Source organism: Streptococcus sp. 400_SSPC (assembly GCF_001072745.1).
Lineage (GTDB): Bacteria > Bacillota > Bacilli > Lactobacillales > Streptococcaceae > Streptococcus > Streptococcus xiaochunlingii.
Window position 1 is genome coordinate 1 of record NZ_JVIQ01000018.1, and the last position, 26,780, is coordinate 26,780.

A 26,780-nucleotide genomic window follows, 5' to 3' on the forward strand; every position below is an offset into this window, starting at 1 on the left:
GTCATGGAACTTCTTCGAAGTTCGCTGACGTCCGTACTCACCTAAGGAAAGTTTTTTAGATGACTTTGTCTACAATCTGAGACTAGAGTCTAAACTCTAGTTTTTTTATGTTCAATAATCGAAGGTCTTTGGAAGAAAGCAAACAGGAGTCTCCCTCTCCACTTCTTCTATAAGGTCACTTTCAAGAGTCTCTCTATTTCTTGATAAAGAATCTCTGTTGGTTGGTAGATTTTGCTTGTCTGAGCCAGAGCCTTTAAGTGCGACCAATCTTCCCGAGAAACCAATTCATTAAATAAGCGCAAAACTTCGGATTCTGTCTTTTTACGAGAGACCAATCCTATTTGGAATAACTCAGCCCGAACCGCATTGTCAAACTGGTCATAGTCCTGGGGCAATATCAGACTTGGAATCCCATGATCAATACAACCCATCAGGATCCCCGCACCTGCATGATGAATGGCAAAATCCATCTGTTCCAAAACATCTGAATATGGAAGATAATCAAATATCAAAAGATTCTCCGACAACATCTTGGGTGGATTCTCCAAACCATTAGGGTCGCCTAAGGTTACGTAAAAGACATAGTCAGGATGTTCTTGGCTCAAAAGCTTTGCAAACTCTATCATCCGCTCTTTTTCCCACTTTAAATGGGTCCCACAGGTAACGAGGACCCGCTTTTTAGAGCTAGTGAAATACTGCTTCTGCTCTTGAGGAAGCCGATCAAAAGATAAACAGCGATAACCAATCCATTTGAGCTGGGATGGAAAATCGTCTCGAAACTCCAACTCTCTCATGCCCAGAGCTAAGATTGAATAGGGAGAATAGATGGCTTCTGTCCCATCTTCACGGTACAATTTGAAATCCTCTAGGGTATCGAGATTCTTCTTAACCAGCGCAACTCCAACTTTCTTTGCCAGACGGATGACTCGCCTACCCAGAGCATCTCTCCACTTGTAGAAGGTTCCCTGGTGCGGTTTCCAGCCACCTAGATAAGCAGGTGTTGTCGTGCGACTTTCAATCGCTACTGGACTTGGAATGGTCGTAATCCAGGGAATGCCCAAACGATCTGCTAAAACTCCAGCAGGAGCTGCTACAAAATCTGCAATAACCAAGTCAGGGCTTCCCTCAGAGTCCCAAATTCGATTTATTTCGTCGAAAACTTCAGGGACCAGTCTGCTATTGGCCATTAATTGTTGGTACATGATCAATAGATTTGCTTGCTTTGATGTATTGGCTATATCTTCCATTACTGTCGGACGATCAGGAAACAAGGCAAGGCAGTCAAAACCAATCTGCTCAACCAATGCCTTTTTCTGAAAACCTGTAATAACACGGATCTGAAAACGCGGATCCTCCAGCAAGGGTTTCACCAGGGTCAAGGTTGGAAACAAATGGCCACTAAAGGGGACGCTAATCACATCGATTTTTATCACTTTTTCTAATCCAGTCATAGATGATTCCTTTCACATCTTCTCTGTACTCATAGCTATAATGATCCGTATCCACTTGAATATCCGCTGAGTGGCGATCCAGAATACGTGAATAAGGATCTTTCTTTCCTTTGATGACCAGTAGCTCTAGTTCTTTTTGATTTAAGAGAAGATGGGAAACCGGGCCAAGCGCTATCACGCGCAATCTTGGAAGGGTGACCTGATTCCCTAAACTTCTGAGCCACTGGGTCAGCATATTGACACCTGAACTCTTACAAACAAGCACTACTTCCTGCGCTTCCAACAAGGGAGACAAGTGCTCCTGTAACAACTTTTGGAAACGAAGGTTCAAAATCGTATGCCAATAGTAGATGATATTGGATGCAGAAGCTGACAAGAGGGATACTTGTGGAGACTTTATATGTTCAAAATCTTGATTGAAGGGAAAATTACTGGCTACCACTGAATAGCCAGATGGACAAATTGCATGGAGGAGGTCTAGTTGCCCAGCTGTCAGCCCGGCACAAGTAATATCACTGCTCCCACTAAGAAAGAGAACCAAGCGATCAGAGTCTAGCATGGTCTGATCAGGAGACAAAGCAGACAAACGGTCTAGATAGGACTTCATCTTACTCATAACGAATCTTTCCATCCGTCACTCGAATCTTCCGCCCCCGCCAATGAATCACAGGAGGTGTCATTAGAACATAGACAAACAGCCAAGGAAGCAGGAGATCATTCAGCACTTCGTAGGTGACTTCATCCAAGTGTAAGCGATTGGTTAGAATGCTTTGTCGATAGAGGAGCATCCAAACTGCCTTGAATACCAGTAAGCTTAAGGCTAGAAGAAGATAAGGCCAACCTAAAAACAGACTTAAGATCAAACCTGGAAGAGGTAGAAAACTCGGTAAACCTATGAGGCTAAACAGCTTCCAGTCTAAGTGTTCTTTGAGATAGATAGAGCTAAAGAGAAGCCACCGCTTCATCTGGAGCAGGTATTGCTTAGCGTTCTTGATAGTGGTTCGAACATTACAGGTAACCCGCGTTTGGATAATGGATACTCCTTTACTCCTTAAAAAATCGGCCACAGCTAAATCGTCACATAGATAGTCCTTAATCGCTGTGAAGAGCCCCTGATCTTTTGCAAGTTCTACCGGTAGGATATAAAACATCCCGTTGATGGAGTGATTTGCCTCAACTTCTGCCATGGTAAAATAGGTAATAAAAGAATTGCCATTAACGAATGCTGCAACCAGCTTGGACCAGAAATTACTTCTTTCTTGGTTATAGGGAATACCTGTCAGAATGACCTCTTGACCTAGATAGGTAGTCAGCTCCCCCATTTTAGAAAAATCAATCACACTATCATCGTCCAAAACAATCAGATAAGGTCGGGTCAGCTCCTCTACAACCTGCTCAATCTTGTAACTCTTGGGATTAATCCCCTGAGGGACGTCTTCAATGAGAAAGATTCGAATTCGTTGGGCAAAGGAAGCATCTTGGCAAATCTGATTTGCTACTCGCTGGGCTTCTGTATCAGACTGGTCGATCAACCAGTAGAACTCCACTGATTCTGTTTGCTGGAGATTAGCCCGCAAATCATTCGCTAAACGAGGATCCCCAGAGAGGATAGGTTGGACCACTGTAAAAAGCTCTTCTGGGAAGTCCGCAATATGAGACTGGCCTTTTTTATAATAAATGAGGGACAGCAACCAACGGATGAGAAATAAGAGAAGATAAACAACGCTTAAAAATATAAATATAAATTTCATCTATTAAGTCCCTTTCGTAAATACCTTGCAAGGAGACGAATAATCCATCTTTGGGGAAGCAGACGACCTAGCGAAACGAGCAAGCGATAGCGAAGGCCGATAACAGCATAGGAAGTATCTCTTTCTATGAACCGAATCAACTGCTGAGCGACTTTCTCAGGCTTCATCTGCAAGCGACTGCCTCCCAATGCTTCTACTAGTTCGGGAGGAAAAATAGCTGTTTGGACTGGTCCTAGAATGTACAGACATAGCTGGACCGGGGAATCTGATTGACTGAGTTCCTCCTGGATAGCAAGAGTGTAGGTCTGCAAGGCAGCCTTGCTGGAACTGTAGGCTGCTAAATAGGGATGAGGAAAAAGAGCGGCCAGAGATGACAACTGGACCAGCTGGATCTTCTGATTTTTCTGCACTAACTTCTTGATTAGGTTGACCGGAGCATGGTAATTGATTTGCCAGAGATCTTTCTCATTTGCTGTAGCTAGATAGCTGCCTAGGGAAAAATAGGCTACCCCCGCACAATTGACAAGAAGATCTGCATCTAGGTCCTCTACAAAAGCTTCTAGAGACTTTTGATCTAGCATATCTAATATTACGGTTGACAGCTGCGCCTTGCTCCCAGTTAGTTCCTCTTGGACTTGGGAGAGTTTGTCTGGATCACGTCCTACTAAGACCAGATAATCCAGACTTCTTGCCAATTCTTTCGCTAGCTGACGGCCAATCCCCCCTGTAGCCCCTAAAATGATCGCTTTTTTCATTGTATCTTCCATCTTCATAGCACTAGTGTACCAAATTTCGATTAGATAGAAAACTCCTACTGCCATTCTCCAACCTTTAAGGTACAATCCAAACCTTAAAAAAATAGAATTTTCATTTTAAATTATTGAAGTATGGATTGAAATGGTTTATAATATCTTGAATTAACAAAAGAGAGGGTTTTTATGAAATTCTATTCCTACGACTATGTACTTAGTCAGATTAGCCAGCAAAATTGGGTTATGGTGATTATGTCCATTCTCTTAGTGTTGGTAACTGCTTTTTTTGTCTTTAAGGCATATAAGGATAAACGTGGAAGTAAGTTCCGTGAATTGTCTATTATTTCTGTCTTAATCTTAGTAGCCGTTGTTTTGATTGGCATTTCAAATTTTCAAAACAATCAGTCTAATGACAATCAATTCCGCTCTTCCCTACACTTTATCGAAGTTGTTTCAAAAGAATTAGGTGTAGATAAAGAAGATGTCTATGTCAATACTTCGGATACGACCGACGGAGCTATTATCAAGGTAGACAAGCAATTCTATCGTGCGATTAGCGGAACAGACCCAGATAGCTATTTACTTGAAAAAATGGACTTATATAAAACAGATGTAGAACTGGTGGAGGTTGAAAAATGATAAGCTTTTTTGCTACAATTGCAATTAAATTGGCCTTGGGGCTTCTTTCTCTTGTTTTTGTTATTAACGTAACAGGAAAAGGAAATTTAGCTCCAAGTTCTGCAGTAGACCAAATACAGAACTTTGTTCTCGGGGGTATTATCGGCGGGGTCATCTACAATAGCTCGATTACCATCCTTCAATATATCGTCATCCTCATCATCTGGACGATTTTGATTCTGTCACTCAAATGGCTTAATACCAATGTTTACTTCATCAAACATCTGATTGATGGAAAACCAACTATTATCATAAAAAACGGAAAATTAGATCCAGAAGCTTGTCGCTCAAAAGGCCTTTCTGCTTCTGACGTCGCTCTTAAGTTGCGCTCTCAAGGGGTCTTCCAATTGAAAGAAGTCAAAAGAGCCGTCATCGAACAAAATGGCCAACTCATAATCGTTCGAATGGGAGATGAAAATCCCAAATACCCAATCATTACAGATGGTGTGGTCCAAGTAGAGATCTTAGAGACCATTGGTAAAACTGAAGAATGGCTCATGGCCGAACTCAATAAAAAAGGATTCGAAACTGTTGATGACATCTTTATCGCTGAGTACGATAAGGGCGAGATTAATGTAGTGACTTACTAAGATTGGAAGTCAGCTATTAGTAAATAATAAAAAAACGCAAAAAGGTCGTTACTGTAAGTAACGACCTTTTTAATACATCTATCTTTTAATAGTACTCCCCTTGGCGGTAGTTCCAAGAGTTGAAATGATCGGATAAGTGCATCATGATCTTATCGATATCCAATCCCTTACGAATCACAACTGGACAAGTATTGACAGAACGGCTACCTGCTCCTTGTTCTGGGATCAGCTTACCTTCCGCATCGACCATCGAAACCATCACTCCTTGTTCATAACGCGTTTCAATGGTCTTGTCTGGTTGGATAGAGGCTACATAATCATCGGCTTCGATGACCAAGTCCACAGCACCTTCGATTCGCTCACCGATTCCTTCGACCTTACCTCGGTTTCCTTTACCAGATGGGTTAGCAGATGATGCGTAAACCATCTTGCCTTCCTTTTCCCACATTTCTTTGGCGATTTGCTCACCAGCTTTACCAAATTTAATGACAAAACAGCTGGTTCCACGCACATCTGTCATGAGTTCCTCACGTCCATCTCCGAAGGCTTGTAATTTTGAATAGACATCTTCGCGCCAAGGAAGGATACAACCAAGCAAGATATCTTCATCCCAATGTTTTTGGTAGAAGGCTTCGATTTCAGGATTCAATTGAGCAAGGGTGCGGAGTTCATCCATGCTTCCACAAAGAACAACACCTGGTTTGTTGCGGTTGCGTTCTTTGGCTTCGAACTTCCGTTCCAAGCCAGCCTTGTCGCTGGTCATGATGATGTAACCCACCTTAGTAGGGCAGACAATACACCCCCCCTCTCCTTTCAAAATGTCAAATCCTTCTTGTGAAAGTGTTCCGTCCCATTGAATGTGTTTTGTCATAAATTTCGTCCTCTTCTATTTCTTTTTTTCTATTCTATCAAAATTCCCAAAAAGCTTCAATGTATTTTCTGAAAATTCTTAATTAACTATACAATTTTTATTGCCAATAGGCGGGCCGATTCTTCTCATAAGCAGCAATCAAGTCCTCGTATTGGAGGGTAATCCCAATATCATCTAGACCGTTGAGTAATTTGTTCTTCCAATCCCCATCGATCTCAAAGCTAAATTCTCCAACAGGCGAGATGATCTTCTGCTCTTCCAAATCCACCGTTACCTCATCTGTCGGCTTCAATCTTGCCAGCTTTTGACGAACCTCTAAAGGCTGGACTATTGGTAGCATCCCATTATTGAGTTCATTATTGTAATGGATATCTCCAAAAGAGCCGGCGATAACGACTTTAAAGCCATAATCAGCTAAAGCCCAGGCTGCGTGCTCCCGAGAAGAACCAGCCCCAAAATTGTCGCCAGTAATCAAGATGGTTGCCTTGCTGTATTCTGGTTTGTTAAAGATAAATTCTGTATCCTCGGTGTATTGATCATCCAAGTAGCGCCAAGCGTACATGAGGTATTTACCAAAGCCTTTTTTATCAATCAGCTTTAAAAATTGCTTGGGGAGGATTTGGTCGGTATCGATATTATCGTTCATCAAAGGAACCGTAGTTCCCGTATAAATGGTAAATTTCTCCATGATTCCTCCTTTTACTCAACTTCTGGCATTTGGCGCACATCGACAAAGCGACCGGCTATTGCTGCTGCAGCGGCCATTGCTGGGCTACAGAGATGGGTCTTAGCCCCAAATCCTTGGCGGTCTTCAAAGTTTCGGTTGCTAGTAGAGGCACAGTGGACGCCATCCGGCACCTTGTCTGGATTCATCCCGAGACACATAGAGCATCCTGGATCACGCCATTCAAAGCCAGCATCCAGAAAGATCTTATCCAAACCCATTTTTTCCGCTGCTCGTTTGACAGGACGGGAACCTGGAACTACGATGGCGGTTAAATTAGGGGCAATTTTCTTCCCTTCTACGAAACGGGCAGCCAGCTGCAAATCGCTGAGTCTGGCATTGGTACAAGATCCGATAAAGATATAGCCCAACTCGATGTCTGAAGCCTTTTGACCTGGTTGGAGATCCATGTAGGCATAGGCCCGTTCATCATTCATATCCCGAATTTCTGGAAAGGCTGTTTCCACGTCGACTCCCATAGAAGGGTTGGTCCCCCAGGTCACCATGGGTGCTAACTGGGATACATCGATGGTGATGACTCTATCATATGTCGCATCGTTGTCACTGACCAGGGACTGCCAATCGGCTACTGCAGCTTCAAAATCTTTTGGCACACATTCACGACCACGGAGATAGTCAAAAGTCGTCTCATCTGGATTCATAATCCCCATCTTAGAGCCGAATTCAATGGACATATTGCAGATGGTCATCCGCTCTTCCATGGTGAGGCTATCGATTGTTTCCCCTCTATACTCGACCACATGGCCAACCCCACAGGCTACGCCATAAAGAGCAATCAAGGCCAAAATATAGTCCTTGGCATAAATCCCCTTCTGAGGCTTTCCAGTAAACTCGACCAAGAGCTTCTTCGGTTTGACCTGCCAGATGGTCTGAGTCGCAAAGACATGCTCCACCTCACTGGTCCCAATTCCAAAGGCAATGGCGCCGAAAGCTCCATGGGTCGCCGTATGGCTGTCTCCACAGACAATGAACTTTCCAGGCTGGGTACGTCCTGTTTCAGGACCAACCATATGGACAATTCCCTGTTTTTCTGAACCATGACCTGCATGATCGATCCCAAAGTCCTTGACATTTTCAGCTAATTTATCAATCTGAGCCTTGGAAATCACATCCCGGATATCATAAATGTTAACAGTCGGGACATTGTGATCAAAGGTTCCAAAGGTTAAATCTGGTCTCCGAACCCTTCTACCAGTGTCTCTAAGCCCTTGAAAAGCCTGGGGACTGGTCACCTCGTGGATATAGTGTTGGTCCACATACATGAGTTGGGGCTGGCCTTCCTCACCGGTCACTACATGCCGTTCCCAGATTTTATCAAAAATTGATTTTCCTGCCATCCTTACCTCCATAAAGCGTAGAGTGTGTAAAGTGTGAGAAGGGTTCCTAAGAGCCAGGTGACCTTAAAATACCACTTCTGTGTCTTGTGATGAAAGAGTAGCCCTCCTATCCAGGCTCCTAGCCCTCCAACTGCAAAAGCATAAAAGAGCAAGGTCTTTTCTGGTATCCGCCAAGTATTTCTTTTGGCCTTTTCCTTATCAACTCCGTAGAGAATCCCTACGAAGAGATTCCATAGAAGGATCAAGCCAGTAATCATTCCTTTTACACTCATAAGCGTTTTATAATCTCTTCTGTCATTTCTTTTGTCGAAGCACTGCCTCCTAGGTCTCTCGTAAAGATCCCTGCAGCAAGAGTCGCTTCGACCGCTTTTTCAATGCGGCTAGCATCTTCTTCTCGATCAAAACTTTCTCGCATCGTCATGGCAACAGAGAGGATCATCGAGACTGGATTCGCCACGCCTTGACCCGCAATATCTGGAGCCGATCCATGAATTGGCTCATACATGCTTGGACCTGATTCTGAATGGCTAGCCGATGGCATTACCCCAAGAGTGCCAGACAAGACACTGGACTCATCTGAAAGGATATCACCAAAGAGGTTTTCCGTCACGATGACATCAAAGCGAGATGGATTGGTAATCATGAGCATGGCTGCTGAGTCTACCAACTGGTGCTCCAAGGTCACATCTGGAAAGTCTTGAGCCACTCGATCAGCTACTTTTCTCCAAAGCTTGGAGGTTGCGAGGACATTTTGTTTATCAATGCTAGTGACTTTCTTGCGACGTCTCCGCGCAATCTCAAAAGCCTTCCGCACGATTCGCTCTACTTCTTCAACTGAGTAGTCGTTGATATCCCGTGCTTGATTTTCTTCTAAGATATGCTCTCCGAAGTAGATCCCTCCGGTGAGCTCGCGAACCACTACGAAGTCCACACCATGGATGCGCTCCTCCTTCAATGGAGAGAGGTGCTTGAGGGCATCGTAGATTTTGACCGGACGAATGTTGGCATAAAGGTTGAGCTCCTTACGAAGAGCTAACAAGCCTTGCTCCGGACGAATCGGTGCTTGGTCATACTGAGGACTTCCGATAGCCGCTAAGAGAATGGCATCCGCTTCCTTTGTAGCTTCTAGAGTAGAAGCTGGTAGAGGATGACCAGCCGCATCAATCCCTGCTCCCCCAAATGGATGAGCTTGGACTGAATAGTCGAAATTTGTTTTTTCTGCCACTGCTTTCAGCACGGACAGGCCAGCCTCCATGATCTCTGGTCCAATTCCGTCTCCAGCTAGGGCGACAATCTTCTTCGTCATAGTGTTCTCCTTTAGGCATCTGGTAGATCACGATAGGATACAATGTGACCGATCTCTCCAGCATTCTCTTTTTGCACCAAGGTATTGGCATTGATATAGGCAATCGCTGACGCTTTCAATACGTCAAAGTCTAAACCAGAAGCATTAAAGATGGTATCCGTCGCTTCGTTTTCAACAGTGACCAGCACACGCGCTTGGGCATCAATTCCATCTGTCACCGCATCAATGGTGTAGGAAGTCAGACGAACTTCTTGGTGGAAGAATTGATCAATAGCGTTAAAGATTGCTTCCACTGAACCTTGACCTTTGGCAAGGTATTCAAGAATCTCACCATCTTCATTTTTCAGACTGACTGTTGCAGTGATGCTTTCATCTTCATTGGTTGTGAGGCGAAGATCATCAAAGTGGAACCCTTCTGGATTTTCCACTGCTGTTCCAGCGACTAGGGCACGGATATCAGCATCGGTAATCTCGTGTTTCTTGTCTGCCAGAGATTTAAACTTAGCAAACAACGGCTGGATATCTTCTTCTGTGAATTCCAGTCCCAACTCATGCAGTTTTTCGACAAAGGCATGGCGCCCTGACAATTTACCAAGTGGAAGGCTATTGCTCTTGACCCCCACCAACTCAGGCGTGATGATCTCATAGGTAAGCGGATTTTTAAGGACGCCATCTTGGTGAATCCCAGACTCATGTGAGAAGGCATTGCCACCAATAACCGCCTTGTTTTTAGGAATTGGAATCCCAGAGTAACGAGAAACCAACTCAGAGGTGTTGATGGTTTCATTAAGGACAATCGGACTCTCCACTTGGAAATAGTCTTCGCGAATATTAAGAGCGACCGCTACTTCTTCAAGTGCCGCATTGCCGGCCCTCTCCCCGATGCCATTGATGGTTCCTTCGACACGACCAGCTCCATTCTTGACAGCGGCGAGGCTATTAGCGACTGCCATTCCCAGATCATCATGGCAATGAGGGGAATAGATAATCTCACGGTCTGTCTTGACATGGTCGATCAAGTATTTGAAAATAGCTCCGTACTCTGCTGGTGTCGTGAAACCGACTGTATCAGGAATATTGATGTAGCTAGCACCAGCATCGACTGCAGTCTGTACGACTTGCAAGAGGAAATCCAATTCCGTCCGTGTCGCATCTTCGGGTGAGAATTCAACAACTTCAAACTTAGAACGCGCATAAGAAACGTGCTCTTTGATGGCCTCAAGAATTTCTTCCTTGGTTTTGTTGAGTTTAAACTCCCGGTGAATCGGACTCGTTGCGATAAAGACGTGAACTTGCGGATACTTGGCGTCTTTCAAGGCTTCATAGCAAGCATCGATATCGGATTTAACGGAGCGAGCCAAACCTGTTACAGCAGTCTTGGTCAAGACCTTCGCAATCTCTTGCACAGCAGTGAAGGAATCCGGACTAGCTGCAGGAAAACCTGCTTCAATAGCAGAAATGCCCCATTTTTCCAATTGCTTGGCAATGGCAATCTTTTCTTTAATGGAGAAATTGACTCCTGGAGTCTGTTCACCGTCCCGAAGACTGGTATCTAAAAATTCAACTTTACGCATAGGGTCTCCTCTTTTCTAAACATAGTGAATAAAATAAAAACATCTCGCCAGTTACCTAAGCGAGATGTTTTGTTACTCCCGCTTGGTAAGCCAAACAGGACTAATGCTTTTGCACTAGCCCGAGTACCTCAACAACAAAGCAAATTGAATAAACTTAGCTGTTTTCATGTTTGACTTTCTCCTTTGATTGATGTCTTGTTTAGTATTTTAGCATAGGGAAAATTGAATGTCAAGAATTTTCTACAATATTCTGAATTTTTTGAATAGAAACAAAATAAAGGCGAAAGTCGCTTTCTTACTTTCGCCTGATCTTCTTATTTTTTCCTGTAGAGATCAAAAATGATTTGATCATTGTATAGATCAATGGTATTGGCCTTGACATAGAAATCCATATCATTTTTAATCTTAGCAAGCTCGATCTTGATCGTCGCTTCTTTGCTATCAATTTTTACAAAGTCAGGTAGATCCTTGTTTGTAGACAGCGCCTGCATCACGGTCTTCTTAGGAAGTTTCAAGGTCCCAACTGAAAAATCCTTGAGGGTCAGGAGGATACTCCCATCCTCTAGCTTACTTGGCTGGAAATAGATATAGAGCGGGTACTCCTTTCCTAAAAAGTCCATCTTCCCCTCTAGTAACATCTGTTGGTTGTCTGCATACAGTTGATAATCACTCAAGTGATAACTTTTAAGCATGACCTTGATGGTTTCATTTAGTTGAGCCCTAGTTGTGGTCATACTGCCGATCTTGACATCTCCTCCTTGGCTAGGAGTATGTAGTTGCTGGACATCCTCTCGTACCGTTGAGAAGCGAGTCCATACGACTAGACTTGTTGCCAGCAAGAAACTGACCAAGCCTAGAAAGAGCCATTTCCAGATGTTGATCGGCGTTTTTTCTCGTCTCTCCTTAAAATGAGGTCCTGTGGTTGCTGGCTTAACCTTCTTCTCACTCGAACCATTTTTTCTCAGTTGCATGTATTTTCTCCAGTACAGCTTCTTTCATGATCTCATAACCAGTATTATTGGGATGGAAACTATCCTCATCATACAAGGCATCATTGGTTACAGTCTCTTTTCCTAATTCAGATTCTGTCACCCCACTCTTGCCATCAATGCCCTTATAAAGGAGGTCATTGATTGGAACAAAGTAGACGCCTTGATAGGCAGAGAGGGTCTCCTCCGTTCTTTGGTTCCACTGATCGACAAGGGTCTGCAATTCCATTAGATCGGGGAAGTTGAGATACAAGGGATTATAGATCCCCACCACGAAAATGGGCAGATCAGGGTTGTCCTTACGGGCCAATTCGATGATCTGTTTGAGATTTTTCTCATAGGTCTTCGATGCTTTTTCAAAACGGTCCAGATCTAAGTTACTGGTATCCTCAAGGATGGCCTTTCGCAGGTCATTGCCCCCGACAGTAATGGTCAGTAACTGAGCCTGCTTCAGGTCCTTTCGAATCTCCTTTTTCTCCTGCATACGTGACAAAATTTGACCGCTCGTGTTACCAGAAACACCATAGTTGATCGCTTTGAATTCAAGATCTGTTTCATTGGTCAAACTCTGAGCGAGCAGAGGAACAAAACCTCCTTGATTGGTGCTATCTCCTACGCCTTTGGTCAAGGAATCGCCAATCGCTACATAGGTGACTACCTTCTTTTTAGTACTTGCTGATGGTTTGGTCATTACTGGTTCTGCCGAAGGAAGGAGCCAATTGACCAGAAAAAAGCAGACCAGAAAAGTGACCAAACAATACAAGATCATCTCTAGTATTTTTCTACTATTCATATACTCCTCATTCGTCCAGTTTTCAATTTGACTTTCTTATTTTTAAGTCAGGTTTAGGCTTGGTAGACAATCTTGCCCTGGCAGATGGTATAGGCTACTTGTCCCTTGAGGGATTCACCGACAAACGGGGAATTGGCTGCCTTGGAAGCAAAATGATCAGACACTAAACGGTCAGCTTCCGGATCAAAAATCACAATATCTGCTGGTCCACCGACTTCCAAATAGCCCGCTTCAAAATTATATAATTTAGCGGGATTATAGGTCATTTTTTCTAAGAGTTCCATCAAGCTGAGCTCTCCTGCATGGACCAAATAGGTCAAACCAAGCGATAGAGAGGTCTCTAATCCTGTCATGCCGGAAGGAGCCTTGGTGATATCGGTTACGTTCTTTTCATCCGCATGATGGGGCGCGTGGTCCGTTGCGATTACGGTAATGACTCCTGACTTCAAGCCTTCGATGACTGCACGACGGTCCTCTTCCCGACGAAGAGGCGGATTCATCTTGGCATTGCTTCCCTTAGACAGCAAGAGGTCTTCAGTCTTAGAGAAATGCTGAGGAGCTACTTCTGCTGTAACAGGAGCACCGATCGCTTGGGCAAACTCGACAACCTTGACACTCTCAGCTTTAGAGAGGTGTTGGATGTGGAGGTGGCCACCTGTCGCGTGAGCAATCATAGCATCACGCGCTGCCATAGAGTATTCTGCCACACCAGTGGCTCCGCAAACCTTGAAGTGCTCCCGAGCAATGTGCTCATTGAGTCCCAGAATGCCGTTCAACTCTGGATCTTCTTCATGGAGACTAATGAAGGTCCCCAGACGTTTGGCTTCTTCCAAGGCCTGACGGACTACCTTGGTACTTTGCAACGGAATCCCATCATCTGAGAAACCAACAGCTCCAGCTTGTAACAAACCTTCAAAGTCAGTGAGATGCTGACCATCAAAGTTCTTTGTAACCGTCGCTACGGTTTTAACATGGATGGCTTCCTTAGCAGCAGAATCCAAGACTTCTTTTAAGGTCACGACATCCGAAATAGTTGGAGTGGTATTGGCCATCATGACAACTGTGGTAAAACCACCAGCTGCAGCAGCCAGAGCTCCAGTGTGAATATCTTCCTTGTGGGTCTGACCTGGTTCCCGGAAGTGAACGTGAATGTCCACCAAACCTGGCGCTACCACCTTGCCACTCGCATCGATAACTTGGGCTCCCTCATAAGAAAGAGATGGACCTATTTCCACAATTTTCCCCTGATCTACCAAAAGATCACATACTTGGTCCAAACCAGTTTTCGGATCCATTACCCGACCATTTTTAATGACTAACATCTTCTACTCCTTTATTCATAGAAATCAACATGGGTCTCTAGCAAGCGATCCCCATCATAGCGGAACATAGCTGAAAAGAAGGGTTTATCCTCCAAGAGCCACTCAACAAAGGTGTGGTCCCCCTCCCAAGTTGGCTTACTTAAGACTTGATCATAAGGCACCCACTCCAGTGTCCCCTCGTTACACTCGATGAGTTCCCCTTCAAACTCTGTCACCTTGAAGACATAGGTGTACCAGTCTAGATCGGGAGTAAATTCAGGGAAGGTGATAATTCCTTTTAGAACTGGCTTAGCAACTAGACCCGTTTCTTCAAGAATTTCTCTAGCAGCACATTCTTGAGGAGTTTCCCCGCGTTCTAATTTTCCACCAACCCCGATCCACTTGCCTTCATGGACATCATTGGGCTTTTTATTGCGATGAAGCATCAAAAACGCTTCTCCATTATCGATATAGCAAATTGTAGCTAATTGTGGCATTATTTCTTCTTTCTATTTTCCTAACTTCGCAGCCAATCAATCGGCTCGCGCCCCATCTCCGTTAAATAAGCGTTAGCCCTTGAAAAAGGACGGGAGCCAAAGAAACCGCGATAGGCCGATAAGGGACTGGGATGGGCACTTTCAATAATCAAGTGTTTGCTTGCATCAATCAAAGACTTCTTCTTCCGAGCATAGGCACCCCACAGAATAAAGACAACATGCTCCTCCTCTTGGCTGACTAGGCGAATAACTGCATCCGTAAACTCTTCCCAAATCAGGCCAGCGTGCCCATTGGCTTGGCCAGCAGGCACTGTCAGACAGGCATTGAGTAAGAGAACCCCTTGCTCTGCCCAAGGCGTCAAATCATGGGAAGGCTTAAGCCCTACATCTTCCGCCAACTCCTTTAAAATGTTTTGCAAGGATGGAGGTGCTGGGATGTCATCTGGTACAGAGAAGCTGAGCCCCTGTGCTTGACCAGGACCGTGATAGGGATCCTGACCTAGAATAACGACCTTAACCTCTTCCAGGTTCGTTGTCTTTAAGGCCTGAAATACCTTTTCACGAGGCGGATAAACGGTCCCTGATGCATAGACCTGATCTAAAAATTGATTGATTTGCTTAAAGTAGCCCTCTGGAAGCTGCTCCTTAAGCAATTGGTGCCAACTTGAATGCTGCATGCTATCTCCTTACATATGGGTTTCTGAAGAGCCTTTACTAGCGAGAAGCCATTTCTTTGGGCGATCCGCTAGACCAATTGAAGCTAGTAAGAGAATTTGTGGTAAAAATTGAATGAGGTAGCGAGTTTTTCCACCTTCAAAGATGGTCAAAAAGAGGAGTCCACCAAATACAGCTAATGACAAGAAGTGGATATCATCCTCTTCTCTTTTCTTCAGATAGACAAAGACCAGCCCAGCTGCCATGATGATCCAAATGACTTGTTTAAGGAACTCATAATATTTGTATTGAGGACGATCCGTACTCAAGAAGTAGGTCCGAACCCACTTAGCAAAGGGGAAATCCTTAGTGTAGCGCTCGTAAAGAGGATTAATAACGGGAGTCTTCTCATACTCCACATCCCGATAGAGCCAACCAAGTGTCCCTTCTGCTACCGTCAAGGATTGCTTGGTATAAAGGTGTCCCAGGAGTCCAATCGGGCCATATTCCTTCAAGCGCCGTTTGATTTCTTTAATGATATATTCGTTCTTGAACATCCCATTATTGTACTCGTCTCGCTTATCTTCGTCGACATATTTCAAGAGCCCCTCTTTCATATCTGCTTGGTTATGACCAATATCCGTCAAGCCCAGGTTAATAAACAAGAGAGGACCCTTGGCCAGACCTTCCCCTTCGAGAATAGGAACGGCTGTTTGGTGTTTGACAGCTGTATTAAGGGCTCCATAGACCAGACCAGTTGATAAAAGGGTTAAAGCAAAGACTTTACCAAAGACCTTCCACTGCCCTTTAAAGAAAAGAACCATCCAAAAGGCTATCACGACAATAATGGTCGTCGGACGAATAAGCATGGTCAGACCTGATAATAGTCCAAATAACAAGGAGGTTTTCCATTGTGCACCACTGTCGCCCCCTTTTAAGAGATCCAAGGCTAGCCCTAATTGCAAGGCGATGAGAGGAAGAGGCGGAATATCAGTGTACATGGAGTAAAAATAAGGAGAATAACAGATTAAGGCCACATAGAGGGTATACACCCAATCTGCCACTTTTTGGTCATAATGTTTTAGTCCTAAACGATACAAGAGGATAGCTCCTGCATTCACAAAAACCATGTTGAGAACTTGCATGACCCAGAGGCCTGCTCCACCAAAGATTTGGTAGAAAAAGCGTTCGTACAAGAACAAGGGAAGGTTATTGGGATTCCGACTCAGGTAGCTTGAGATAGAGGACTCTTTTAGAAGGCTAAAGGCTCCCGTATAGACCACCGCAGCATCCCGACGAATCAACAATTCTGCAGATAGCATAAAAACAATCTGAACCAGAATTGCTCCCAGCATAAATCCTGTCTTATGTTTCATCAACCAGGCAAAGGCTCTTTTGAGATAGGAGCGACCAACATAAGCTAGGAGGAAGACAAGTCCCCCAACTACAAGTCCCCATCCCGAAATATCTTTTAGGTAGACGACACTAATGATAAACCAGTGTACCATCAGGAACAACATGACCAGATGGAGAAAGCCAAATAAGACTTTTTTACTTTTTACTAACATAGCTCCATTATAGCAAAAAAATAGGGATTTCGCTGGATTCTATCGGCTCTCCATCAAATAGAGGACTTCAGTTTGGATGGTGAAGCCAAGCCCTAGATATAGACTCAGGGCTGCTTGATTCTTTTTTTCAACGACAATCTGAAATTGCTGCTCCACTTCTGCAGCCATCTGATTCATCACACTTCGTAAGAGATAGCGTGCGTACCCTTTGCGGAGATGATCCGGGTCAACGGCTAATCCAAAGAAATAGGTCGTTCCCTGAGATAGATCCACCGTAACAGAAGCAAGAACTTGCTCTTGGTCACGCAAGACAAAGAGACGGGTATCCTGCCCCTCGAGAGACTCGGTCGCATACTTTAGGGCATAGTCAAGATCTGTCTCAAAAGCCTTGGATTGAAAATGCGCGATCTCTTGGAGCATGGACTCCACAGCCTCCAATACCATCAGCCCTTCTCTCTTCTCATGGTCGGTGACCTGACATGGGGCCTCCAACCAAAGTTCGTGGTCTTCCTCTTCCGCCTCCACTAAATGAAAATGGCTAAGTAAGTCCGTGTTTTGATCCAAAAACCGAACCTCTGACACATATAGTCGTTCTTCTAGCTGATAGTCCTTGGCCAAGTCCATAAAGTCTTCCCATAAGGAACGGGCAATACCTTGTCTACGAAAAGAAGGAGTCACAAAGAGCTGAACCTCTGCTTCCTTGGGTTCATCCGCATAGATGGACAAAAATCCAACCAGCTGCCCCTCCACCAATGCAAGGATAAATGCTGGCATCGTAGGATCATCATTATAGAGATTGTCCAAATAGGGCAAGCGATAGGTATGGTCATTTTGGTGAGAGGCTCTCACAAGCTGTTCACACTGCTTCTTTTCTTCTAGACTAAGACGAGTGCGTCTTTCAAGCTGCATCATTTTTTCTTCCTTTTACAAAAACAAAAGGAGAGCCAAACGTTGGCCCTCCTCCATTATACTTTAGTATTGCCAAGTTTCTTGGTTTTCCTTGAAACGGCGTAACAGTTCCAAACCTTCAGAAGTGATATAACCTTGTTCTTCAGCCAAATGAATCAATTCTGTGTAGTTAGACAAGGTTTCAAGTTGAACGCCAGCTTCCGCAAATTTCTTATCTGCTTTCTCCAATTGGTAGGTGAAGATAGCCACCACACCAAGGACGTCTGCTCCTTCACGCTTCGCAGCTGCGACAGCCTCCAAAACAGACCCACCAGTAGAAATCAAATCTTCCACTACGACCATCTTTTGACCTTGAGGTACACGACCTTCTATTTGGTTTCCAGCTCCATGGTCTTTTGGTTTGCTACGGATGTAGGCAAATGGCAAATTCATCTTGTCCGCAATAATAGCACCATGAGGAATCCCCGCAGTTGCTGTACCAGCAATCACTTCTACTTCAGGGAAAGCTTCCTTGATTTTATCTACAAATCCATTTTCAATCAAGGTACGAGTTTCAGGATAAGCGAGGGTCACACGATTATCGGTATAAATTGGAGATTTGATCCCAGAAGCCCAAGTAAAAGGCTCTTCTGGTTTCAAATAAACAGCTTCAATTTTTAGAAGATGGCTGGCAATATCTTTAGCTAATGACATGATAACTCCTTTTTACGATTTTAATCGAATACGAATTAAATCAATTATTTATTTTTAAACAACTGTACAGGTTAGTGAATAGTTCAAGGAAGGGCCTATCGGGCTTCCCGTAGAACTACAAAAGTTTTACTTTTACTGGCGATTATTATTCCGACGATCTCAGAAGAGAAACGATAATTTTCTCTTCTGAGATCTAGTGAACTCGTTAGGGAAGGCCCTATCGGGCTTCCCATAGAACGTCTTGAAGCACAGCTTCTAAGACGTTCTTAACTATTCCATTGTCTCTTAATCTCATGATAAGCATCCCATGGATTTTCTGCTTGGATAATCGGACGTCCAACCACGATGTAGTCTGAACCGATAGCATGGGCTTCTTGTGGGGTCATGACCCGTTTTTGGTCACCAATTTCTGCTCCTGCAGGACGGATCCCTGGGGTCACACAAACAAACTCTTCTGATGTAGCTTTCTTGATCAAATCTACTTCATGGGCTGAGCAAACAACGCCATCCAAGCCTGCTTCTTGCGCCTTACGGGCATAATTAACTACTGATTCTTGGACAGTGGTTTGGATGTTTTGGCAATCACGCATGTCTTCTTCACTGGTAGAAGTCAATTGAGTCACCGCTACCAACTTAGCTCCTGGTCCAAGTGCTTTTTTGGCTTCGCGCATCATCTCTACACCACCTGCTGCATGAACTGTCACCATATCCACACCAAAGGTGCCTAGGACAGACATGGCTGACTTAACCGTATTTGGGATGTCGTGCAATTTTAAATCCAAAAAAATGCTATGGCCACGACCTTTCAGATAGTGAACAATTTCTGGGCCGACTGCATAGAAAAATTCCATTCCGATTTTTACAAACAGTTTTTCATCTTCTGGGAAATGTTCTAGAAAGTTTTTGACATCTTCAAAAGCTGGAAAATCAAGGGCGATGATGGGACGTTCTTCACGCATGGGTTTCTCCTTTTTATGGCTGACATTTTTTCCACAAAAAAACCTTGCCCGAGGCAAGGTTACACGAAAATTAGGTAGTATCTACCCTGATTCACCGTCTAGACCTTAGGAGCCTCTCAGGACTACTTTAAAGGTTTTTCTACATTGTAGTACGATATGAAAGAAAAGTCAAGAAATAATCGAAAAACGTTCGGATTCAGTCTGTCTTTTCGGATTAGACTAGTAAGAGTCCTTGATCATAACAAAAAACTTGACATATTACCGATTTTCCTGTAAGATATTTTCTATGCTGAGTAAGGGTTGTTTTAGTTGTAACTTACTCAGTAGCCTGTTGGGGTTGTAGCCAGCAGGCATTTTTTATTTTCTTGATAATCCTTATAATAGATTTTCTCGGACATGCCGACGTAAATCTTCCAAGCTAGTTATTCCATACTGATCCATGACCTGTGGAAGATTTTCGATAATGGTCGGACAAGCATATGGATCTGTAAAGTTAGCAGTTCCTACTCCGATTGCAGAGGCACCAGCAATAAACATCTCCAGGGCTGCTTCTGCTGAATCTACACCGCCCATCCCAATAATCGGAAGTTTGGTCGATTGGGCTACTTGGCGGATGAGTTTCAAGGCTACTGGGAAGATAGCTGGACCTGACATGCCACCTGTGCCATTGGCAATGATGGGCTTGCCAGTCTTGAGGTCAAAGCGCATCCCGACTAGCGTGTTGATCATGGTCAAGCCACTAGCCCCTGCATCTTCTACAGCCCTTGCGACTTGAGTAATGTCCGCCACACTAGGTGTTAATTTGACATAGACAGGAACGGAGGAGGCTTCTACCGCTGCTTTTACTGCATCATAGGCCAACTCAGGAACTTGTCCGATTAAGAGGCCATTGTTGCCATGGTCTACGTTGGGACAAGAGATATTGAGCTCGATGGCCTTGACATTTGGTGCTTGCGAGATCTTGCCAGATACCGTCGCATACTCTTCATTAGAGAAGCCAGCTACATTGGCGATAATCGGTAGATCTGGATAATGCTGGGCCAACCAAGGAAGTTTCTCTGATAGAACCACGTCTACCCCTGGATTTTGGAGCCCAATGGCATTGAGCATGCCGGCAGGTGTTTCGGCAACACGTGGTGTGGGATTTCCGAAGCGAGCCTCAGCGGTTGTCGCCTTGATCATAATGGATCCAAGCAGGTCTAAATCATAGTATTTGGCATATTCCTGACCAAAGCCAAAACAGCCGGAAGCCGGAATAATGGGATTTTTCAAGTCTAATCCTGGTAAGGATACAGCTAATCGATTACTTGTCATACTTTCCTCCCTACATCACAATCGTACCAGTTTCAAAGACCGGTCCATCTTCACACACGCGCTTGTTGGCTGCTTGGCTCTCATTTTCCAGATGCACCACACAGGCATAGCAGGCACCCATCCCACAGGCCATACGCGATTCCATAGAAATATAGGCGCGAGGATGGTCATGGAATTTGGTATTGACATATTTGAGCATACCAGGTGCCCCACAAGAATAGACGGCATCAAACTCCTGGTCCATCTGATCAACGATTGTTGACACATAACCCTTGGTACCATAAGAACCATCGTCTGTTGTAATGGTGACTTGGCCGTACTGCTTCAATTCTTCTTCCAGGATCACAGCTTCTTTATTGGCAAATCCAAGGACAGAATGGACTTCTACTCCCTGCTCATGTAGTTGTTTAGCCACTTGGACCAAGGGAGGCACTCCAATCCCGCCACCGATGATCAAGGCACGTGCCCCTTGACCAAGACCCTTAAGGTCAAAGCCGTTTCCTTGAGGACCCATGACACTGAGGAAGCTACCGACAGGCAAGTGAGAAAAGATGGCTGTCCCTCCCCCTTCTACCCGATAAATGAGGCGACAGGTCTTGCTGTCTGGATCAATCTCTGAGATGGAAATGGGACGACGAAGGAGTTTAGAGTCATCCGGTACACGGATATGGAGAAACTGCCCCGGTAGCATCTGCTCCACCATTTCCCCCTTCAAGACCATTGAAAAAATCCGTGGCGCAATCTCTTCTTGAGCGATTAACTCCATGTCTTCCATCATGATTTTTCCAAACCGTTTTTTACAGCTGTCACTGACCATTGGTTTCCTCTTCTTTCTTCCAGCAAAAAAGACCTCGCAAAAGCAAGGTCCTACAAATGATCAGCTAGACTCGGTCCGCTGATTTTTTTTCTGTCTTTCCTTGCAGGCCTCTCTGGACCCCTTAAAGGTTAAATTTGTCTCATTATATCGCTCTCCTTGTCTCTTGTCAAGTAGAAGCCCGATGGGTCCGCTCATTTCCCATCTGTCTCAGGAGAAAACCCTTCTGGTAGCGGTGGGATATACTGTAAAGCGATGCGATTTTCTGGCTTGCGATCGACCAAGTAGAGAACCAACAAAAAGATCCATTCCAGGGGCTTCATCAGATAGTAAATGACATCCATGGCCCATTTCTTCTTGATATGTTTGGCAAAGGGGTAGCCATAGCGGTCATAATTACGACGCAGGAAGCGATGGAAACGTGGCGTTTTTTCTTCTAGAACCTGCTCAAAGGCATTGGCAATACAGAGCTGGCGATTCACCACAACAGGATGACCATGCCGGACTCCCATCCGTTGGGGCTTGACAACTTTTTCATGGCCACCAGCCGCAACCGTACAGAGATAGTGCTCATCCATGATGAGATTCTGAGGAGGGATCTTTTCCGAGAAGGTCCAATCTGCCGTATTGGTCCAGGCCTTGACCAAGCTATCAGGACGTTGACCAAAGAGCATGAGAACCATGACCAATAGCGCTAACAAGGGGAGGGCAAAGACGACTGCCAACCAAGGCCAGTGTTTGGATTGGTGGAGGATCAGGTGAAAGCGCTGGAGAATTGGATTGTCATAGGCCCTAATGGGATCAGCACCCTCCCACTCCTTCATCCTGGTCCGCAGGAGGCTAATGGAATAAACCAACAAGAAGACCGTGTGACAACCGATGACTTGCACCTGGATGTCAAATACCGCTAACAATACCAATCCCATCAATATCCCACTGATACAAAAGATATTTAAAATTGGGGACAAGGAATTAGCATCCCTATAAGAATAAATGACCAGCGCTAGGAAGGAAATCAATGCCAAAGTAAGAATCGTCGGGAGAGCCTCCGACCAAATCATGGTATGCTTCTGCTCATTGATGAGCTGTTTGGTCCAATCATAATCTGTCAAATCCTTTACTAGATAGATGACGAAGGATTCAAGGATACAGCCAAAGACTCCTATCCAAAGGATTACAAAGTACTTACGATTGTTAACCCTTCGTTTAATTTTTTCCTCTTCTCTCTCATCATAGACACCGACCAGTTCCTTTTCCAATGTCTGGGCCTGAATCGTAGACCAGCGAGAAATAACATACAAAATCACAAAAATATTGGGAACAAAATAACTAACCCCTAGGGCATGAACAAGAATTGTAACACTGTATATTGCGACTCCAAAAATAGCATTCCAGAAACCCAAAGATTGGATATTTCCTCGCAAGCTACCAAGGATTAGAAAGACGTACAAACCAAGAAAGATCAATAAGTTGGTCATAAAGTTAATCTTTAATAGACTGGCTAAAAATTTGATCTCCAGTTCTTGATTCCATTTTCTGTACCAGTGAGCAATTCTTTTCATAAGGCCTCCTAAGCACTATTTGTCATCATTCTATCAAGCTACAATCAATCCTTCAATTCTAAACCTGTTTTATAGGGAAAAATCCTTCTAGAGACTGATACTAGCTAGGATTTTTTGTCAAAAGTATGTTAAAATATAAGCATGAGAATCCAACAATTACATTACATTATCAAAATCGTCGAAACAGGCTCTATGAATGAGGCGTCCAAGCAACTCTTCATCACCCAGCCAAGTTTGTCCAATGCTGTGCGGGACTTGGAAAAAGAAATGGGAATTGATATCTTCATCCGTAATCCCAAAGGAATCACTTTGACCAAGGATGGGATGGAGTTCCTTTCTTATGCCCGTCAAGTCGTCGAGCAGACCCAACTCCTAGAAGAACGCTATAAAAATCCAGTAGCCAATAGGGAGCTCTTTAGCGTATCCTCCCAGCACTATGCCTTCGTAGTCGAAGCCTTCGTCTCTCTCCTCAAGAAAAGCGACATGGAGAAATATGAACTCTTCCTACGGGAGACCAGAACCTGGGAAATCATCGATGACGTCAAGAACTTCCGTAGTGAGATCGGTGTCCTCTTCCTCAATGGGTACAACCGGGATGTCCTTTCTAAAATGCTGGATGACAGCCACCTTAAGGCAACCCACCTCTTCACTGCCCAACCTCATATCTTCGTCAGCAAGACTAACCCTCTAGCTAACAAAGAGGTGGTGAAATTAGAAGATCTAGAGGACTTCCCTTATCTCAGCTATGACCAAGGGACCCACAACTCCTTCTACTTCTCAGAAGAGATCCTCTCCCAAGAGCATCACAAGAAGTCCATCGTCGTCAGTGACCGTGCCACCCTCTTCAATCTCTTGATTGGTCTGGACGGCTACACCATTGCGACCGGTATCCTTAACAGCAACCTCAATGGAGACAATATCGTTTCCATCCCGCTAGATATCGATGACCCAATCGAGCTGGTCTACATCCAACACGAAAAAGCTAGCCTCTCTAAGATGGGTGAGAAATTTATCGAATACTTACTTGAGGAAGTCCAGTTTGATAAATAAGAACTAACTAGCTACACAAGCACAATAAAACACCTGAAACAAGTGGATTTCCACTTCTCTCAGGTGTTCTTTTATTGTCTTAATTTCGAAAATACTTCCCCAATCTTCCCTTCGATAACCAGGTCTGCCTCTTTGTCCTGGGGAATGCTGGTTTTATTAATGACGACCAGCTTCTTCCCTTGGAAATACTGGATCAAGCTGGCTGCTGGGTAGACGACGAGGGAGGTACCACCGATGATCAGGAGATCCGCCTCTTGGATAGCTTTGGCTGCTTGGCTAAAGACCTCCATATCGAGGGGTTCCTCATAGAGGGTCACATCCGGCTTGACCACCTTACCACAATCGAGACAGTGTGGAACAGGACCTTCTAAAGCTAGAAAGGACTCTAAATCATAAAAGCGCTGGCAACCTGTACAGTAATTACGGTCGGCACTACCATGGAGTTTCAAGACTTTTTTAGACCCTGCCATTTCATGGAGACTATCAATATTTTGCGTCACCACTGCCTTGAACTTACCGGTTTCTTCCAGCCAAGCCAGATAGCGATGGGCTGCATTAGGTTTGGCATCTGGGTAGAGCAAGTATTTCTTGTAAAAGTCGAAAAAGTCCTCTGGATAACGGTCAAACATGGTGTGAGAGACCAGTTGCTCAGCCGTAAAATGGCGCCCCAGGGTGACGCTATAGACGCCGTCCGAGCTCCTAAAATCTGGAATGTTAGATTCTGTAGAAACCCCTGCCCCACCAAAGAAGACAATCTTTTGACTCTGATCAATGATCTCTTGCAATTCTTCCAGTTTATCCATGTCTTCCTCCTTACAAGAGTGCCTCGATAACAGCATTGGCCTGGTCAAAGTAAAAGGTTTCTCGCTGGTAAATAATCCCCGTCTCCTGAGCCAAGCTCACCAAAAGCTCCATAAAATGCTGGGAGGAGAAACCAGTCGTCCGGTGCAATTCATCCTCATCAAAGGGTTTGATCAAGTGGGCCAGAGGATTCCGGACAGATTTTTCCAACTCCCGCAGTTGCTTGGCCGCATCCTTGATGGAATCTGTCAAGTCCAAGAGTAAGATCAACTCCGTCAAACTAGACGAATTGACTGCACTCTCGCTATGGAATTGTTGCAAGGCTGGATTTTCAGAAGCCCGGATCTTGTCAAACTTCCAATGGTCATAGCTGGACTCTTTAGAGTTGTGAATGTAGTCCGCAATATCAGGGATCTGCAACTTAATCAAGCGCATAAAGATTCGATAGATAGCAGGACTCACCGCCCGAATGAAGTCGATGATCTGCTCATTGCGAAGCTTGGCCTCTAAATCATACAGATAGTTAGCCAACTGTTCCTCTTCTGGGTCCTCATGCCAAAAAAGCTGAAAACCTGTTGTATCTAGCAAGTCGGTTCTCAACTTTTGGTTCATGATCGGTTGGATATTGAGCTCTCGACGCTCGGCCATTAACTGCAATAAGGTCAAGACCAGTTCTGGCACACTCTTCTGCTTCCTAGCAGAGCGAAGGGCCCGACTATACTGGTAGGTCTGAAGATCGTAGAGCCATTCATCATGAAGGTATTCTGTCATTAGTCTGCGATCAAGGTCTCAAGACCAACTTTCATCATGTCAGTGAAAGTATTTTGACGTTCTTCAGCAGTCGTATCCTCATCTGGATTGACCAAGCTATCAGAAATGGTCATGATGGCAAGGGCATCCACATGATGCTGAGCTGCCAAATAGTAAAGAGCTGCTGCTTCCATTTCCACAGCTTTCACGCCCCATTTACCAAGCTCCAAGTTCTTTTCAAAGTAGTTTGAATAGAAGACATCAGAAGACAAGACATTACCAACGTGAGTGGTCATGCCAAGGTCTTTGGCAATGTGGTAGGCCTTATCTAGCAAATCAAAGCTTGCAATTTGTGGGAAATCGTATTGTGGCCAGTCGTTACGGATGATGTTTGAGTTGGTTGCGGCAGCTTGCGCCAAGACCAATTCACGGACGTGGACATCGCCATTCAAAGAACCAGCTGTACCCACACGGATCAATTTCTTCACACCGTAGTCCACGATCAACTCACGCGCATAGATCGAGATGGAAGGCATTCCCATCCCAGTTCCCATAACAGATACACGGTGACCCTTGTAAGTACCTGTGTAACCAAACATGTTCCGAACTTCGTTGAAGCAAACAGCGTCTTCAAGGAAATTCTCAGCAATAAATTTCGCACGAAGTGGATCTCCCGGAAGGAGAATTTTATCAGCAATTTCACCTTGCTTAGTAGCAATATGGATAGACATACTTAAGATATAAAGGGCGACAGAGAACAAAGTAAAAATAGGAAACTGACGACGCATCGCAGATGCTAGACAGTTTATCTTTTTTACACAGTTCTCCGCCCGTATTCAGTTCAGAGAATACGGTTAACCCATCCTTTCTTTTTTTATTGAGTATTTTGAAAAGCTTTCCGCTCGTGTTCAAATCAGAACACATGCTCTACCTTTCTGTGTGTATTTTTTAGAAAGCTTTCTGCTCATGTTCAAATCGCAACACAAACTCTAGCTTTCCGAATTCATCATAGAGGCCCGGCATCAAAAGTGAGGTTTATTCCACCCCCAACAAGCCTGGTTCCTTTATATG

At 44.5% G+C, this 26,780-nt stretch carries 28 protein-coding genes; 3 read left to right on the plus strand and 25 right to left on the minus strand.

What is annotated here, in order from left to right; translation table 11 throughout:
- Window positions 1-167 precede the first annotated feature (167 nt).
- Genes ADH49_RS03770 through ADH49_RS03785 form a run of 4 tightly spaced genes read right to left on the minus strand, consistent with a single transcriptional unit; the run spans window position 168 to window position 3,975 of the window.
- Window positions 168-1,451 carry a glycosyltransferase gene (locus ADH49_RS03770; protein ID WP_048689778.1) on the minus strand — a complete coding sequence of 428 codons (1,284 nt, stop codon included), beginning with the start codon at window positions 1,449-1,451 and terminating at the stop codon, window positions 168-170.
- Window positions 1,411-2,067 (minus strand): hypothetical protein, encoded by a 657-nt coding sequence (locus ADH49_RS03775; protein WP_048689782.1) that lies wholly within the window; start codon window positions 2,065-2,067, stop codon window positions 1,411-1,413. The genes ADH49_RS03770 and ADH49_RS03775 overlap by 41 nt, the downstream gene beginning before the upstream one ends.
- A complete protein-coding gene (locus tag ADH49_RS03780; RefSeq protein WP_048689784.1) occupies window positions 2,060-3,202 on the minus strand; it encodes a glycosyltransferase in 1,143 nt (380 codons plus the stop codon). The genes ADH49_RS03775 and ADH49_RS03780 overlap by 8 nt, the downstream gene beginning before the upstream one ends.
- Window positions 3,199-3,975 (minus strand): SDR family NAD(P)-dependent oxidoreductase, encoded by a 777-nt coding sequence (locus ADH49_RS03785; RefSeq protein WP_048689915.1) that lies wholly within the window; start codon window positions 3,973-3,975, stop codon window positions 3,199-3,201. The genes ADH49_RS03780 and ADH49_RS03785 overlap by 4 nt, the downstream gene beginning before the upstream one ends.
- A 165-nt stretch (window positions 3,976-4,140) precedes the next feature.
- Here ADH49_RS03785 and ADH49_RS03790 point away from each other — a divergent pair, with 165 nt between their 5' ends.
- Entirely contained in the window at window positions 4,141-4,593 is a 453-nt protein-coding gene (locus tag ADH49_RS03790; RefSeq protein WP_048689788.1) for a DUF3290 family protein, read from the plus strand.
- Window positions 4,590-5,222 carry a DUF421 domain-containing protein gene (locus tag ADH49_RS03795; protein WP_048689792.1) on the plus strand — a complete coding sequence of 211 codons (633 nt, stop codon included), beginning with the start codon at window positions 4,590-4,592 and terminating at the stop codon, window positions 5,220-5,222. The genes ADH49_RS03790 and ADH49_RS03795 overlap by 4 nt, the downstream gene beginning before the upstream one ends.
- A gap of 85 nt (window positions 5,223-5,307) precedes the next feature.
- Here the strand turns inward: ADH49_RS03795 and ADH49_RS03800 are convergent, their stop codons facing one another.
- The 18 genes from ADH49_RS03800 to ADH49_RS03885 form a co-directional block, all read right to left on the minus strand.
- Entirely contained in the window at window positions 5,308-6,093 is a 786-nt protein-coding gene (locus ADH49_RS03800; RefSeq protein ID WP_048689795.1) for an L-threonylcarbamoyladenylate synthase, read from the minus strand.
- A 97-nt stretch (window positions 6,094-6,190) separates the two neighbouring features.
- Window positions 6,191-6,781 (minus strand): 3-isopropylmalate dehydratase small subunit, encoded by a 591-nt coding sequence (gene leuD, locus ADH49_RS03805; RefSeq protein ID WP_048689798.1) that lies wholly within the window; start codon window positions 6,779-6,781, stop codon window positions 6,191-6,193.
- Between the two features lie 11 nt (window positions 6,782-6,792).
- Window positions 6,793-8,175: a 3-isopropylmalate dehydratase large subunit gene (leuC, locus tag ADH49_RS03810; protein ID WP_048689801.1), complete on the minus strand. Its 1,383-nt coding sequence runs from the start codon at window positions 8,173-8,175 to the stop codon at window positions 6,793-6,795.
- A gap of 2 nt (window positions 8,176-8,177) precedes the next feature.
- Window positions 8,178-8,447, minus strand: a complete 270-nt coding sequence (locus ADH49_RS03815) for a DUF1294 domain-containing protein (RefSeq protein WP_048689804.1) — start codon at window positions 8,445-8,447, stop codon at window positions 8,178-8,180.
- Window positions 8,444-9,481, minus strand: coding sequence for a 3-isopropylmalate dehydrogenase (gene leuB, locus ADH49_RS03820; RefSeq protein WP_048689807.1), 1,038 nt, complete (start codon window positions 9,479-9,481; stop codon window positions 8,444-8,446). Before leuB ends, ADH49_RS03815 begins: the two co-directional genes overlap by 4 nt.
- An 11-nt stretch (window positions 9,482-9,492) precedes the next feature.
- Window positions 9,493-11,055 carry a 2-isopropylmalate synthase gene (locus ADH49_RS03825; RefSeq protein ID WP_048689810.1) on the minus strand — a complete coding sequence of 521 codons (1,563 nt, stop codon included), beginning with the start codon at window positions 11,053-11,055 and terminating at the stop codon, window positions 9,493-9,495.
- A 314-nt stretch (window positions 11,056-11,369) separates the two neighbouring features.
- The gene (locus tag ADH49_RS03830) at window positions 11,370-12,026 is read right to left on the minus strand and encodes a YpmS family protein (protein ID WP_048689813.1); all 657 of its coding nucleotides are present in this window, start codon (window positions 12,024-12,026) and stop codon (window positions 11,370-11,372) included.
- Complete coding sequence (locus ADH49_RS03835; protein WP_048689817.1) at window positions 11,998-12,837, minus strand: SGNH/GDSL hydrolase family protein; 840 nt, start codon at window positions 12,835-12,837, stop codon at window positions 11,998-12,000. Before ADH49_RS03835 ends, ADH49_RS03830 begins: the two co-directional genes overlap by 29 nt.
- Window positions 12,838-12,890: 53 nt before the next feature.
- A complete protein-coding gene (locus ADH49_RS03840; protein ID WP_048689821.1) occupies window positions 12,891-14,159 on the minus strand; it encodes a dihydroorotase in 1,269 nt (422 codons plus the stop codon).
- A gap of 11 nt (window positions 14,160-14,170) precedes the next feature.
- Window positions 14,171-14,635 (minus strand): NUDIX hydrolase, encoded by a 465-nt coding sequence (locus tag ADH49_RS03845; RefSeq protein WP_006596439.1) that lies wholly within the window; start codon window positions 14,633-14,635, stop codon window positions 14,171-14,173.
- A 20-nt stretch (window positions 14,636-14,655) separates the two neighbouring features.
- Window positions 14,656-15,312 (minus strand): uracil-DNA glycosylase, encoded by a 657-nt coding sequence (locus tag ADH49_RS03850; protein ID WP_048689827.1) that lies wholly within the window; start codon window positions 15,310-15,312, stop codon window positions 14,656-14,658.
- Between the two features lie 9 nt (window positions 15,313-15,321).
- The gene (locus ADH49_RS03855) at window positions 15,322-16,857 is read right to left on the minus strand and encodes a glycosyltransferase family 39 protein (RefSeq protein ID WP_048689830.1); all 1,536 of its coding nucleotides are present in this window, start codon (window positions 16,855-16,857) and stop codon (window positions 15,322-15,324) included.
- A gap of 39 nt (window positions 16,858-16,896) precedes the next feature.
- Complete coding sequence (locus tag ADH49_RS03860) at window positions 16,897-17,769, minus strand: GNAT family N-acetyltransferase (RefSeq protein WP_239665196.1); 873 nt, start codon at window positions 17,767-17,769, stop codon at window positions 16,897-16,899.
- 60 nt (window positions 17,770-17,829) lie between these two features.
- Entirely contained in the window at window positions 17,830-18,459 is a 630-nt protein-coding gene (gene pyrE / locus ADH49_RS03865; protein ID WP_048689832.1) for an orotate phosphoribosyltransferase, read from the minus strand.
- A 266-nt stretch (window positions 18,460-18,725) separates the two neighbouring features.
- Window positions 18,726-19,418 (minus strand): orotidine-5'-phosphate decarboxylase, encoded by a 693-nt coding sequence (gene pyrF / locus ADH49_RS03870; protein WP_023023089.1) that lies wholly within the window; start codon window positions 19,416-19,418, stop codon window positions 18,726-18,728.
- Window positions 19,419-19,793: 375 nt separating this feature from the next.
- Complete coding sequence (locus ADH49_RS03875; RefSeq protein ID WP_048689836.1) at window positions 19,794-20,732, minus strand: dihydroorotate dehydrogenase; 939 nt, start codon at window positions 20,730-20,732, stop codon at window positions 19,794-19,796.
- A 10-nt stretch (window positions 20,733-20,742) separates the two neighbouring features.
- Entirely contained in the window at window positions 20,743-21,549 is an 807-nt protein-coding gene (locus ADH49_RS03880; RefSeq protein WP_048689839.1) for a dihydroorotate dehydrogenase electron transfer subunit, read from the minus strand.
- A gap of 191 nt (window positions 21,550-21,740) precedes the next feature.
- Entirely contained in the window at window positions 21,741-23,108 is a 1,368-nt protein-coding gene (locus ADH49_RS03885) for a DUF6688 domain-containing protein (protein ID WP_048689843.1), read from the minus strand.
- A gap of 141 nt (window positions 23,109-23,249) precedes the next feature.
- Here ADH49_RS03885 and ADH49_RS03890 point away from each other — a divergent pair, with 141 nt between their 5' ends.
- Window positions 23,250-24,158, plus strand: a complete 909-nt coding sequence (locus tag ADH49_RS03890; RefSeq protein ID WP_048689847.1) for a LysR family transcriptional regulator — start codon at window positions 23,250-23,252, stop codon at window positions 24,156-24,158.
- A 71-nt stretch (window positions 24,159-24,229) separates the two neighbouring features.
- On the opposite strand, the gene ADH49_RS03895 is transcribed toward ADH49_RS03890, so the two are convergent.
- From ADH49_RS03895 to deoD, 3 genes are read right to left on the minus strand one after another with little or no spacing between them, the layout of a single operon-like run.
- Window positions 24,230-24,961, minus strand: coding sequence for an NAD-dependent protein deacylase (locus tag ADH49_RS03895; protein ID WP_048689852.1), 732 nt, complete (start codon window positions 24,959-24,961; stop codon window positions 24,230-24,232).
- Window positions 24,962-24,971: 10 nt separating this feature from the next.
- Window positions 24,972-25,730 (minus strand): hypothetical protein, encoded by a 759-nt coding sequence (locus tag ADH49_RS03900; protein ID WP_048689856.1) that lies wholly within the window; start codon window positions 25,728-25,730, stop codon window positions 24,972-24,974.
- Window positions 25,730-26,440 (minus strand): purine-nucleoside phosphorylase, encoded by a 711-nt coding sequence (gene deoD / locus ADH49_RS03905; RefSeq protein ID WP_048689921.1) that lies wholly within the window; start codon window positions 26,438-26,440, stop codon window positions 25,730-25,732. Before deoD ends, ADH49_RS03900 begins: the two co-directional genes overlap by 1 nt.
- Window positions 26,441-26,780: the final 340 nt, after the last annotated feature.